The organism is Roseateles sp. P5_E4 (assembly GCF_054049255.1).
In genome coordinates this window covers 16,137-28,432 of record NZ_JBFUMS010000020.1, presented here as the reverse complement: position 1 = coordinate 28,432, position 12,296 = coordinate 16,137, and the positions used below count along the sequence as shown (strand labels likewise).

Sequence of the window (12,296 nt, the reverse complement as noted above, 5' to 3'; positions counted from 1 at the left end):
TCAAATCTCCCTCGAAGTTCATTCCGCCACCAGGGCGGCGATGGGCGGTAGCCCTCAGATAAGCTCTCTTATCCAGAGAAGGTGACTTCGGTTTAGATTTGGTTGCAATTTGTTGCAGTTGGCCCTTATGCCGATGCCGCGAACGTTCCGGCAGTTCGCCTCGCGGGTAGCTCTTTGTCGGTCTGGTCTACTTGGTAGACGGGCCGCGGGACCTCGCTCTGAGCGAAGTTTCAGGGGGAGTTGGGTGTATCCCGAGCAATGCAGGGAGGCGATTGCATACCTGTACTCTCTGGGCTTAGGCGCCCAGGCAAGCCTCTCTCATTGGCATCGCAGGCGCAGCGGGACGCCTCCTTGGTTGTGCTGGCCGGTGCGGTTCAGGTGCCGCAGAAGGTGCGGAATCGCGCGGTCACCTCGGTGGGCGCCGGCACCGCATAGCGTGTCAGGAGCGCCGCCTCATCCCAGGGGTTGAGCAGCGCGGCCAGTAGCGCGTTGAAGGGCTGCAGATCGCCCTCGGTCGCGGCGGCCAGGGCTTCTTCGACGAGGTGGTTGCGCGGAATGACTGCGGGGCTGGCGCGGCGCATGCGCGCGACGCGCGCCGTGCCGTCGACCGCGCCATCACGGGCGCAACGCTCGCGCCAGCGGGACAGCCACACGTCCAGCGTCGCGCGGTCGGCGAAGAGGTCGCGCAGCGGCTCGGGGCGGCCTTCGGCTGCCGAGGCCAGATGGCGCCAGGCGAGCGTGAAGTCGACCGCTTGCATGTGCAGCAACTTCAGCCAGTCGTTCGCCAGCGCGGCGTCGGCCTCGTCGTCCGCTGGCGTGGCAGCGAGCAAGCCCAGTTTTTGCCGCTGGCCACGCAGCAGTTCGCCGGCCAGCACCGCGGGAAATTCGTCGATGACGGCCGTCGCTTCGGCCACGGCGCGCTCAATGGCCGGCTCGTCGTCGGTGTCTGCCATCAACGGCAGCAAGGTTTCCGCGAAGCGCGCCAGGTTCCAGCGGGCGATGCCGGGCTGATTGCCATAGGCGTAGCGGCCGGCATGGTCAATGCTGCTGAAGACGGCTTGCGGGTCATAGGCCTCCATGAAGGCGCAAGGGCCGTAGTCGATGGTCTCGCCGGACAGCGCCATGTTGTCGGTGTTCATCACGCCGTGGATGAAGCCCACGTTCATCCACTGCGCCACCAGCCTGGCCTGGCGCTCCGCGACGGCGCGCAGCAGCCCGAGGTGGCGGTCGGGCGCTCCGGTGAGCGCCGGGTCATGGCGGGCGATGGTGTAGTCGGCCAGACGGCGCAAGGTGTCCAGATCGCCACGCGACGCGAAGAACTGAAAGGTGCCCACGCGCAGATGGCTGGCGGCCACGCGGGTCAGCACCGCGCCGGGCAACGGCGTCTCGCGGTACACCGGCTCGCCGGTCGCCACCACGGCAAGGGCCCGCGTGGTGGGGATCCCCAATGCATGCATGGCCTCGCCGATCAGCACCTCGCGCAGCATCGGGCCGACGGCCGCCTTGCCGTCGCCGCCGCGCGAAAACGGTGTGCGGCCCGAGCCTTTGAAGGCGATGTCGCGGCGCCGGCCCGACGTGTCGACCACCTCGCCGAGCAGCAAGGCGCGGCCGTCGCCCAACTGCGGCGAGAACCCGCCGAACTGATGGCCCGCATAGGCCTGCGCGATGGGCTCTGCATCGTCTGGCAGGAGGTTGCCGGAGAAGAGTGCTGCAGCGTCCGGGCCGCTCAGCACGTCGGCCGGCAGGCCGAGCTCTTCGGCCAACTCAGCGTTGGCGAACAGCAGGCGCGGCTCTGGCACCACGGCAGGCTTCCAGGCCACGGCGGCGCCAGGCAGTTCGCGGGCGTAGGTGTTGGTGAAACCGAAACGATGCATCTGGATTCCGATATGTCGGACGCCAGTGTGCCGGCAAACGGTGGGCCTTGCGGCGCAGGCTTGAGCAGGGGCGCACCACCCGGCTACCCCCGCATTCGATAAAGGCTTTGTCCTCCGGGAAATTCAGGACCGCCGCGGCCGGCCCTGGTCGCAGAGTCGTGCCGGATCTGCGCGCGTGAACTCGGCGGTCCAGTTGGTCTCCCAGGTCTTGTCGTCGTAGGAGAAAGCCTGCGCCCAGCGGGCATGGTCGCGGTCCAGGTTCTCCCAGATGAAGCGCACCTTGACCGGTTTGTCGCCGTCCTTGTCTTCGCCATAGAACTCACCGCGGCCGCCCTGAAAGCCGCCGACGACGGGGATGGGATCGAGCCGACCCGACGGGCTGCTGACCCAGTAGATGGACCACTGGCGCTTTTGCGTGTCAAAGGCCCGCAGCGTCAGGCCACGGCGGCCCAGCGTGGGCATGTGGAGTTCGTCGACGTTGGCGATGCCGTCCAGATAGTGCGTCAGGCACAGATTGGCCGGGAACTCCTCCCAGTCGCGGCTGCCGGTGTTGCGCGCCTTCAGGCGGCGCTGCACCGTGGTCCAGGCGCCGCCTAGGAAGTCGAAGTCGTGCATGTCGCCCTGGCGCGCCAGCGTGTAGCCGGGCGGTTCGGCGGCGGCTGCAGGAGTGCATGCCAGCGCGGTGAGCATCGCAAAGGCGGCGAGGTTTTGAGTCGATGATGTGGGCATGTGGCGGTCTCTTGCTGGTTGGAAACCCAGTCTAGGAATCTCTCCGGTGCCGCTCAAAACGATGAATCCTGCGCTTGATGTGAAGCCGCTCTTCAAATGGCCATGAACTCGCCCGCGCTGCCGCTTGAGTCGCTGCGCGTGCTTGCGGCCTGCGTGCGACATGGCAATTTCTCGCGCGCGGCCGACGAACTGGCGATCACGCCGACCGCGGTCAGCCAGCGCATGCGCGCGCTCGAAGCTCAGCTCGGCGTCAAGCTCTTCGGCCGCCACGGCCCCAGGCTCATCGTGACGGGGCGCGCCGCGGCGTTGGCGGCCGGTGTGGAGCAGGCGCTGGCGCTGATGCGCACGGCGGTCGACGCCTGCCGCCGCGCGCGGCCGCCGCTGCGCGTGACTTGCGCGCCCACCTTCGCTGCCTGCTGGCTGGTGCCGCGCCTGGCCAGCTACCAGGTGCTCGCCGGAGCAGACGCGATCGAGCTGGACGCCGGCCAGGGCCTGTCACCAGCCGGCAGCTTTGACGTCGCCATCCGCAGCGGCAGCGGACCCTGGCCCGGCTACCGTGCGACCCAGCTGCTGCCCGAGCAAGGCACGCCCATGCTCAGCCCGCGGCTGGCAGGGCAGAACAAGAGCTGGACGGTGGACGACATGCTCGGCCTGCCGCTGATCCCCGACCCGCGCTGGCCCGCCTGGTTCCAGGCGGCAGGCCGGCCTGGCGCGCGACCGAACTTTGTCGCGACGCGCTTTCCGAACTACGAGCTGGAGGCGCGAGCCGCCGTGCAGGGCCTGGGCGTGGCCCTGCTGTCGCCCGTGCTGTTCGGCGATCTGTGTGAGCGCGGCGAGCTGCTCGCGCCCTTTGCCACGGTGGTTCAGGGCCCCGACAGCTATTGGCTGCTGGCGCCCGCCGAGGCGCCGCCGTCGCATTTCGAGCAGTGGCTGGCGACCCAGCTCGCCGCCGCCGCGCCGCCGCCGGGCGCAAGCAAAACTATCGTTTGAAGATGCCGGACAGCAGGTTTGGTTTGGGTTCTGTTCGACCACACTGCCGGCCATGTTCAGCCCACCTTCCGCCGCCTCCTCGCGCGGCTTTCGCAGCAAGCTCTTTGTGCCCGGTGCGCGCCCGGAGCTGTTCGACAAGGCCTTGAGTGGCGCGGCCGATGCACTGTCCTTCGACCTGGAAGATGCCGTCCTGCCTGAGGCCAAGCAGCGGGCGCGCGCCGACGTTGCCGGGGCCCTGGCGCGCGCGGCGGCCCTGCGGCACCGGCCCCTCGTCATCGTGCGCGTCAATGCGCCGGGCACGCCCTGGTTCGAGGACGACCTGCGCGCGCTGATGCAACCGGGCCTGGACTGGATCAACCTGCCCAAGGCCGAGTCGGCGGCCGACGTGCTGCATGCCGCCAGGCTGCTGGGTGACCTGGAGGCCGCCGCTGGGCGCGCCACGCCGGTCGGCCTGCTCGTCAACATCGAAAGCGCCGCCGCGCTCGGCCGTGCCGCCGACATCGGCGCCGCCCATCCGCGCGTCATCGGGTTGCAACTTGGCCTGGCCGACCTCTACGAGCCCCTGGGCATCGCCCGTCACGACAGCGCCAATGTGCATGCAACGCTGCACGCGCTGCGCATGGCGGCGGCCGCTGCCGGCGTGCCGGCCTATGACGGTGCCTACCCGGACATCGCCAACCTCGACGGCTTTCGCGCCGAGGCGCAGATGGCGCGGCGCCTGGGCTTTGCCGGCAAGAGCTGCATCCACCCGCGCCAGGTCGAACCGGCCAACGAGGTTTTCGGCCCGAGTGCGGACGAGCTCGCCTGGGCCCGGCGCGTCGACGCCGCAGCCGGCCAGGCCGAGGCTCAAGGCAACGCCGTCGTCGTGCTGGACGGCCGCATGATCGACGCCCCTTTCGTCCAACGTGCGCGCCATCTGCTGCAAGCTTCCCGCGGAGTGACTTCTTGACCGAGCGAATCCTGGCCTGGGGCCGGCCGTTCTTCGTGCTGCTGCTGTTCGCCCTGCTGGCTTGCGGAGCGCGCGCTGACAGTCTCGTCAACCTGCGCCGTGCGGCGCTGCCGGCCCTGCCTGCGCCCGCCCTGGCGCTGGCCGCCGTCGATGGCCGTGCCGTGGCCTTCGGTACTGACGGAGCCTGGCTGCTCGACGCGGACGCGGCGCGCTGGCAGCGACAGGCCTGGACGCAAGCGGTGCTGGGGTCCGCGACGGCGGCCGGGCAGTCCGTGCTGTTGCTGGGGGCCGAGGGCGAGACCCGGGCCGTCGCCCGACTGACCCTGCAGCAAGGCCGCCTTGCCCTGCAAACTCTGCCAGCACTGCCTGCACCTTTGCGCGAGGCCCGCGCGGCGCTGTCAGGCGAGCAGCTCTGGATTGCCGGCCTGGACGGCCAGGGCCGCGCTGTGCTGCTGGAGCTGCCGCTGCAGACGGCGGACGCGAGTTGGCTCGTCCACGCCGGCCGGCCCGGTGCCACCAAGCCGCGTGCGGTGTTTGCGCAGACTCGCGCCGTCTTTATCGTGGAAGAGGGCGCACCTGATCAGCTGTGGCGCTGGACGCTTGAGGCCGGCTGGGAGGCGCGCGGCTTGCTGCCCGGGCGCCTGGCTGGCCCCTGGGTGCGCGCAACCGGCCAGGCGCACAGCCTCTTCGTCATCCAGCCCCTGGCCGGTGGCGCGCCGCGGCTGATGAGCTGGCAGACCATCACCCAGTCCTGGGCCGAACTGCCGGACAGCTCCTTGAGCGGCATCACCCAGGCGTTGCCCTGGCAAGACGGCTGGCTGTGGCTGGACGGCACCGGCAAGGCAGCGACGCTGGAGGTCGAGTCCGGCAAGCTGCTGCTCAAGCCGCTGGACTGGATCGTCATCGTCGTCTACCTCGCCGCCATGCTCGGCATGGGCCTGTACTTCTATCTGCGCGAGAAACGCCAGTCGACCACCGAGTTCTTCGTCGGTGGCCGCAAGATCCCGTTCTGGGCCGCGGGCGTCAGCCTCTACGCGGCCAACACGAGCTCCATCAGCTACATCGCCATCCCCGCCAAGGCCTTCGAGACCAACTGGCAGTACATGACGAACAACCTCATCGCCGTGCTCGGCCTGATGTTCGTCGCGGTGTGGATCGTGCCGCTGCTGCGCCGGCTGGACCTGATGAGCGTGTTTTCCTACCTGGAGACGCGCTTCCACCCCGCCATCCGCATGCTGGCCAGCGGCCTGTTCATGCTGACCCAGCTCGGCAGCCGCATGAGCGTCATCCTCTACCTGCCGTCGCTGGCCATCGCCACCATCACCGGCGTCCCGGTGACGTGGAGCATCCTGATGATGGGCCTGTTCACCATCTGCTACACGGCGCTGGGCGGCATGAAGGCGGTGGTGTGGACCGACGTCGTGCAGCTCGTCGTCAAGATGGGCGGCGCCCTGTTCGCCATCGCCTTCATCGTCTGGTCGCTGGACGGCGGCATGGCCGAGTTCATGCGCACGGCAGCGGCCGAGAACAAGACCCGCGTCTTCGACTTCAGCTTCGACCTCAGCAAGGCCACCGTCTGGGGCTTCCTCTTCTTGGTGCTGTTCGACGTCGTGCTGACCTTTCCCAAGGACCAGGTGCTGATGCAGCGCACGCTGTCCACGGCCAACGCCAAGGAAGCCGGCCGCTCGATCTGGGCCTTCGCGGCCATCATGATCCCCGGCGGCATCGTCTTCTACACCATCGGCACGGCGCTGTTCGTCTTCTACAAGGCCCACCCCGAGCGCATGAACCCGCTGCTCAGCATCGACGCGACCTTCCCCCTCTTCATCGCGGCTGAGCTGCCCACGGGCCTGACCGGCCTCATCATTGCCGGCATCTTTGCCGCGGCGATGGCGACGCTGTCCAGCATCATCAACAGCGTGTCGACGCTGGCCTCGGTGGACTTCTACGAGAAGCTCGTGAAGAACCCCGACCCGGCCCGCAGCGTGCGCTTCGCGGAGTGGATGACGGTGGCCGCCGGCCTGCTGGGCATCGCCTTCGCGCTGCTGCTGTCGCGCTATGACATCCACTCGCTGTTCGACGTTTCCATCGAGCTGGCCGGCCTGCTCGGTGGTGGCTTCGCGGGCGCCTACACGCTGGGCATGCTCACGCGCCGCGCCAACTCGCCCGGCGTGGCCATCGGCGTCGCTGCGGCCATCCTGCTGACGACGGTGGCCTGGTACTTCAAGCTGCTGCACCCCTACCTGTATCTCGGCATGTCCATCATGCTGTGCATCGTCGTGGGCTATCTGGCCAGCCTGTTCTTCCCGGTGCCGACGCGCTCGCTGCGCGGGCTGACGATCTACAGGCAGGACGCCGTGGAGTAACCTCGCCGGCCACAGCCCCTGAGCCAGGACACGCAGCTTGGAGACACAGTTCCTGCACACCTTTGTCGCGGTCGTCGATCATGGCTCGATGGCCGCCGCGGCGCGCGTGCTCAACATCACGCCGGCGGCGGTGGCCCAGCAGATCCGCACGCTGGAGCGCGAGATCGGCGCGCCGCTGATCGCCCGCGCCGGCCGCTCGGTGCATGTCACCGAGCCGGGTTCGCGCATCCTCGAGCGCACACGCGAGCTGCTGCGCGGCGTGGCCGACCTGAGCACCATCGCCACCGATGAGACGCCGGCCGGCGAGCTGCGCCTGGGCGCCGGCACCAATGCGCTGACCGGCCTGGTGCCCGACATCCTGGCCCGCCTCGTCGAGTTGCATCCCAGGCTCAAGGTCTTCATCCGGCCCGGCTATTCACCCGAGCTATACCGCGCCGTCGAGGCCGGCGACCTGGACGCCGCCGTCGTGCTGGAGGCGCCCTTCCCGCTGCCCAAGACCTGTGGCTGGGAGCTGCTGCGCGAGGAGCAGCTCGTTGTGCTGGCGCCCCGCAAGTGGGCCGGCCGCGACCCGCACGAGCTGCTGGCGAGCGAGCCCTTGGTGCGCTACGACCGCACGCAATGGGGCGGCCGCGTCGCCGACCAATACCTGCAGCGCGCCGGCATCGTGCCGCAGGAGCGCTTCGAGCTGAATGCGCTCAACGCCATCGCCGTTATGGTGGACCGGGGCCTGGGTGTGTCGCTGGTGCCGGACTGGTTGCGCCCCTGGCCGGAAGGGCTGGATGTCGTCTGCCTGCCCCTGCCCCTGCCCAGCGAGCCACGCCGCATCGGCGTCGTGTGGTCGCGCGCCACGGTGCGGCACCGCCTCGTGACGGCCTTTCTGCGCGAGGCACGTGCGGTGTCCGGCCTGGTCTGAGCCGGCTGCATCGGCACACAACAAATTCTTGGGCTTGAACATAGGTGGCGAGGGTGTGAGCTTGTCACGCACTGGCTGAGACTGCGGCCACAGCGCCCGCCACGCCACGCCCACCGGCGTCAGTGCAGAAGGCGCGCCCACAGATCGATGGAAAGCACAAAGATGACGAGACAAGCACCGGCCGGCCAGGGCCACACCACCCGTTTCCCCCGCCGCGCCATCGCGTTGGCCGCTGTTGCCGCGCTGGCTGCGGCTGGCGCCCAGGCCCAGCAGGCCGCGACCGATGCCGACACCAACGCGGACGGCAGCGAGCTCCAGCGCGTCATCGTCACCGGCACGCGCGTGCCCAAGGCCGTCGACAAGATCCCGGGTGCCGTCACGCTGATCACCAAGGAAGAGATCGCCCACACGCTGAACATGACCGACGACATGACGGCCGTGCTGTCGCGCACGGTGCCGGGCTATGCGGAGTCATCTCAGGCCATGAGCAACACCGGCGAGAACCTGCGCGGCCGCATCGCGCTGCGCCTGTTCGACGGCGTGCCCCAGGGCTCGCCGCTGCGCGAGGGCACGCGCAACGCCAGCTTCACCGACATGGGCCTGGTCGGCCGCATCGAGGTCATCAACGGCCCGTCGGCGTCCGAAGGCATCGGCGCGGCAGGCGGCATCATCAACTACCTGTCCAAGACGCCCACCAAGATGGGCAGCGAGGTCACGCTGACGGCGCGCTACACGACGGCCTTCGAGGATGACAGTGCCGGCTGGAAGCTCGGTGCCAACTACGCCTTCAAGGCCGACGACTGGGACTTCATCGGCGGCGTCTCGCGCATCGACCGCGGCATGACCTACGACGGCCACGGCCGCCGCATCGGCCTGAACACCAGCGGCTCGGTCGCCGACTCGACGGCCAACAATGTCTACGCCAAGGCCGGCTACAACTTCGGCGCCAACCGCGAGCAGCGCATCCAGGCCTCGCTGTCCAAGTTCAAGATCGAGGGCAAGGGCAACTACCACCTCGTCGACGGCGATCGCACGGCCGGCTCCACCAACACCTCCGAGCGGCCTGGCCTGTTCGGCACCCTCAGCGAGATCAACGACTTCTCGCAGAGCACGCTGTCCTACAAGCACAACGACCTGTGGGGCGGCTCGCTGTCGCTGGACGCCTACTACGCCGACCAGAAGATGCGCTACCCGGCCGAGAACGGCGCCGACCGCCAGGACCCGCTGATCGCGCCGCTGGGCACGCTGGTGGACCAGTCCGAGGTGCGCACACGCAAATACGGCCTGCGCAATGCCTACAGCCATGGCGACGTCTTCGGCGTCGAAGGGCTGGAGGTGCGCGGGGGCGTCGACCTGACGCACGATACCGCCAGGCAGTGGCTGGCGCTGACCGATCGCCTGTGGGTGCCGCCGATGAACTACAGCAGCGTCGCGCCGTGGTTCCAGGCCTCCTACGACATCGGGCCAGTGACGATCTCTGGCGGTTTCCGCCGCGAGGATGGCGAGCTGGAGGTGGCCGACTACAAGACGACCTATTTCCGCAACCGCGTGGACGTCAAGGGCGGCAAGCTGAACTACAAGGCCAACCTGCCCAATATCGGCGCGGTCTGGAAGATCGGCGGCGGCTGGTCGGCCTTCGTCTCCAGCGGCAAGGGCTTCACGCTGCCCAATGTCGGCATCCCGCTGCGCAACATCAGCTACCCAGGCCAGTCCGTCGCAGGCATCCTGGACCTGCAAGCCGTCATCGTGAAGAACAACGAGGTCGGCTTCAACTGGCGCGGCGCCATGGGTTCCTTCGGGGGCTCCTACTACAAGAGCAAGTCCGACTTCGGCCAGTCCCTGTCCATCGACCCGGTCACCAACGACTTCCTGCTGTCGCGTCAGCCCGTCAACATCAGCGGCTACGAGCTGACCGGCGAGCTGCGCGCCACGCGCGACCTCAAGTTCACGGCGCTGTACTCGCACACCTCCGGCAAGACCTGGTTCACCAGCGGCGGCCCGCTGACCAAGCAGATGGGCGTGCTCGACATCAACCCCGACAAGCTCGGCGCTTCGGCCACCTGGCGCTTCCTGCCCCAGGCCGACGTGACGTTGGGCGCGACCAAGCTGAGCTCGCGCGACCTCAACGTTGGCACCAGCGCCGAGGAACACACCAAGGGCTACACGCTGTTCGACTTCAGCGCCAACTGGGACTGGGGCCATGGCGGCAAGAGTTCGCTGGGCATCGAGAACCTGACCAACAAGTTCTATGTGCTGAGCTGGTCACAGGTGGTGGGCTTCCGCAACTACACCTCGGGCCGCGGCCGCGTCGTGTCGTTGACGCACACGGTGACCTTCTGACCCCTGCCTTTCGACCCGAACCGACACGGCGCCTGCTGCTGGCCGCTGCGGCCGTGGCCGCCTGGCCGGTGCGGGCCGAGCCGGCGCTGCCGGCCTGCACGCCGGCCTCGGCCGGCTTCTCGGCCGAGCGCCTGCAGCGCTTGAATGCTTTCCTTGAAGCCGACACGCGTGCCAGTGCACGCGGCCCCGGCCACCTCGGTGCCGTCGTGCTGCTGGCGCGTGACGGCTGCGTGCTGCACCACCAGGCCCACGGCCACCGCGACCTCGCACGCCGCGAGGCCATGCCGCTGGACGCGATCTTCCGCATCTACTCGATGACCAAGCCGATCGCGTCGGTGGCCGTGCTGATGCTGATGGAGGAGGGCGGGCTGACGCTGGACGACCCCGTCGAGCGCCACCTGCCCGAGTTCGCGGGCCAGCGCCTGCGCGAAGGCAGCAGGCCGCGCAAGCCGGTCACGCTGCGTCATCTGCTGACGCACACCTCGGGCTTGGACACCGACGGCGCGCCGGTCGACCCGCAGGCCGCGCCCGACCTGGCGACGTTCGCGCGCCGCGTCGCCGCCGTGCCGCTCGCGCTCGAGCCCGGCAGCCGCTTCCGCTACGACGGCACCAACACCGACGTGCTGTGCCGCGTTGTCGAAGTCGTGTCGGGTCGGCCCTTTGCGCAATTCCTGCGTGAACGCCTGTTCGAACCCCTGGGCATGGGCGATACCGGCTTTACGGTGCCCGCCGCGCAGCGCTACCGCGTCGCCGACATCACGAGCGTCACCGACGACGGCCGCCTCGTGCTCGCCAAGGCCCGCTCGGCCGACGCGCCGGGCGTGGCGCTGCGCGACTACGACGGCGGTGCCGGCGGCCTCTATTCAACGGCGAATGACTATCTGCGCTTCGCCCAGATGCTGCTCGACGAGGGCTGGTGGCGCGGCCGCCAGCTGCTGTCGCCCAGGACCGTGGCGCTGATGCGCATGAACCAGGTCGGCCACCTGGACGTCGGCAACGACCTCGGCCCCGGCGAGGGCTTTGGCCTGGGCGTGTCCATGGTGCTGGACGTCGCCCGCCGCGGCCGGCTGGGTTCCGAGGGCGCCTTCGGCTGGCCGGGTGCGGCCACCACCTATTTCACCGTCGACCCGCGCGAGCGCCTCGTTGCCCTCCTGCTGATGCAGCATGTGCCGCGCGGCGTCGCCACCGACCCGCCGCGGCCGACGGCCGCTTTCCACAACCTCGTCTACCAGGCCCTCGAGCGATGAAGCCTCCCGCCATCCTGGTCGCCGGCTCGGCCAATCTCGATTTCGTCGTGCGCGCGCCGCGCATCCCGGTGCCCGGCGAAACCATGCTGGGCCGCGGCTTCCAGACCTTTCCCGGCGGCAAGGGCGCCAACCAGGCCGTGGCCTGCGCGCGCGCTGGCGGCGTGGCGACGGACATGCTCGTCGCTCTCGGCCAGGACGCCTATGCCGCAGAGCTCGAAGCTTCGCTGCGCGCCGCTGGCGTGACGCCCCACATCGTCCGCCCCGAGGGCCTGGCCACGGGCACCGCCTTCATCTGCGTGTCCGACGACGCCGAGAACGCCATCACCGTCGCGCCCGGCGCCAATGCCGGCCTGGCGCCCGAACACCTGCCACCGCTGAGCCACTACAGCCACCTGCTGCTGCAACTGGAGACGCCACTGGCCACCGTCACGGCCTGCGCACGCGTCGCCCATGCCGCCGGGCTCAACGTGACGCTGAATGGCGCGCCTGCTCAACCCCTGCCGCGCGCGCTGCTGGGTGCGCTGGACCTGCTCGTCGTCAATGAGGGCGAGCTGGCCGCCATCAGCGGCATCCAGCATGACATCGACGCGGCCATCGCCTCGCTGGACGTGCCCTGCGTCGTCGTCACGCTGGGCGCACGCGGCGTGCGGGCACGCTGCGGCGCGGCCTGGTTCGAGCAACCCGGCTTTGCCGTCGAGGTTGTCGACACGACCGCGGCCGGTGACACTTTCTGCGGCGCCCTGGTGGCCGAGCTGGCGAATGGCGCCCGCTGGCCCGAGGCGCTGCGCTTGGCCTGCGCCGCTGCGGCCCTGGCCTGCACGCGGCCAGGCGCGCAGAGCAGCATCCCCGCGCGTGCCGAGGTCGAGTCCTTTCTGCAGTCCCGATAAA

At 69.3% G+C, this 12,296-nt stretch carries 9 protein-coding genes; 7 read left to right on the top strand and 2 right to left on the bottom strand.

The features are described from left to right. Window positions 1-374: 374 nt before the first annotated feature. On the bottom strand, window positions 375-1,874 hold the full coding sequence (locus ACXJLH_RS27790; RefSeq protein WP_457447614.1) for a protein adenylyltransferase SelO: 1,500 nt from the start codon (window positions 1,872-1,874) through the stop codon (window positions 375-377). Between the two features lie 123 nt (window positions 1,875-1,997). Next, a complete protein-coding gene (locus tag ACXJLH_RS27785) occupies window positions 1,998-2,603 on the bottom strand; it encodes a hypothetical protein (protein WP_457447612.1) in 606 nt (201 codons plus the stop codon). A 102-nt stretch (window positions 2,604-2,705) separates the two neighbouring features. Here ACXJLH_RS27785 and ACXJLH_RS27780 point away from each other — a divergent pair, with 102 nt between their 5' ends. From ACXJLH_RS27780 to ACXJLH_RS27750, 7 genes are all read left to right on the top strand, one after another. Beyond that, window positions 2,706-3,593, top strand: a complete 888-nt coding sequence (locus ACXJLH_RS27780) for a LysR substrate-binding domain-containing protein (protein ID WP_457447610.1) — start codon at window positions 2,706-2,708, stop codon at window positions 3,591-3,593. Between the two features lie 52 nt (window positions 3,594-3,645). Next, window positions 3,646-4,542 carry an HpcH/HpaI aldolase/citrate lyase family protein gene (locus ACXJLH_RS27775; RefSeq protein ID WP_457447608.1) on the top strand — a complete coding sequence of 299 codons (897 nt, stop codon included), beginning with the start codon at window positions 3,646-3,648 and terminating at the stop codon, window positions 4,540-4,542. Then, window positions 4,539-6,908 (top strand): sodium:solute symporter family transporter, encoded by a 2,370-nt coding sequence (locus tag ACXJLH_RS27770; protein WP_457447606.1) that lies wholly within the window; start codon window positions 4,539-4,541, stop codon window positions 6,906-6,908. The genes ACXJLH_RS27775 and ACXJLH_RS27770 overlap by 4 nt, the downstream gene beginning before the upstream one ends. A gap of 37 nt (window positions 6,909-6,945) precedes the next feature. Beyond that, window positions 6,946-7,821: a LysR family transcriptional regulator gene (locus ACXJLH_RS27765; RefSeq protein WP_457447605.1), complete on the top strand. Its 876-nt coding sequence runs from the start codon at window positions 6,946-6,948 to the stop codon at window positions 7,819-7,821. 162 nt (window positions 7,822-7,983) lie between these two features. Beyond that, window positions 7,984-10,161 carry a TonB-dependent receptor gene (locus ACXJLH_RS27760; protein ID WP_457447603.1) on the top strand — a complete coding sequence of 726 codons (2,178 nt, stop codon included), beginning with the start codon at window positions 7,984-7,986 and terminating at the stop codon, window positions 10,159-10,161. 53 nt (window positions 10,162-10,214) lie between these two features. Continuing rightward, the gene (locus ACXJLH_RS27755) at window positions 10,215-11,408 is read left to right on the top strand and encodes a serine hydrolase domain-containing protein (protein ID WP_457447601.1); all 1,194 of its coding nucleotides are present in this window, start codon (window positions 10,215-10,217) and stop codon (window positions 11,406-11,408) included. Beyond that, complete coding sequence (locus ACXJLH_RS27750; protein WP_457447599.1) at window positions 11,405-12,295, top strand: ribokinase; 891 nt, start codon at window positions 11,405-11,407, stop codon at window positions 12,293-12,295. Before ACXJLH_RS27755 ends, ACXJLH_RS27750 begins: the two co-directional genes overlap by 4 nt. Window position 12,296 lies beyond the last annotated feature (1 nt).

Bases quoted from the DNA above. Each gene is read 5' to 3' on its own strand.
- ACXJLH_RS27780 (WP_457447610.1), top strand. From the start codon at position 2,706: ATGAACTCGCCCGCGCTGCCGCTTGAGTCGCTGCGCGTGCTTGCGGCC.
- ACXJLH_RS27750 (WP_457447599.1), top strand. From the start codon at position 11,405: ATGAAGCCTCCCGCCATCCTGGTCGCCGGCTCGGCCAATCTCGATTTC.
- ACXJLH_RS27760 (WP_457447603.1), top strand. From the start codon at position 7,984: ATGACGAGACAAGCACCGGCCGGCCAGGGCCACACCACCCGTTTCCCC.
- ACXJLH_RS27785 (WP_457447612.1), bottom strand. From the start codon at position 2,603: ATGCCCACATCATCGACTCAAAACCTCGCCGCCTTTGCGATGCTCACC.
- ACXJLH_RS27790 (WP_457447614.1), bottom strand. From the start codon at position 1,874: ATGCATCGTTTCGGTTTCACCAACACCTACGCCCGCGAACTGCCTGGC.
- ACXJLH_RS27775 (WP_457447608.1), top strand. From the start codon at position 3,646: ATGTTCAGCCCACCTTCCGCCGCCTCCTCGCGCGGCTTTCGCAGCAAG.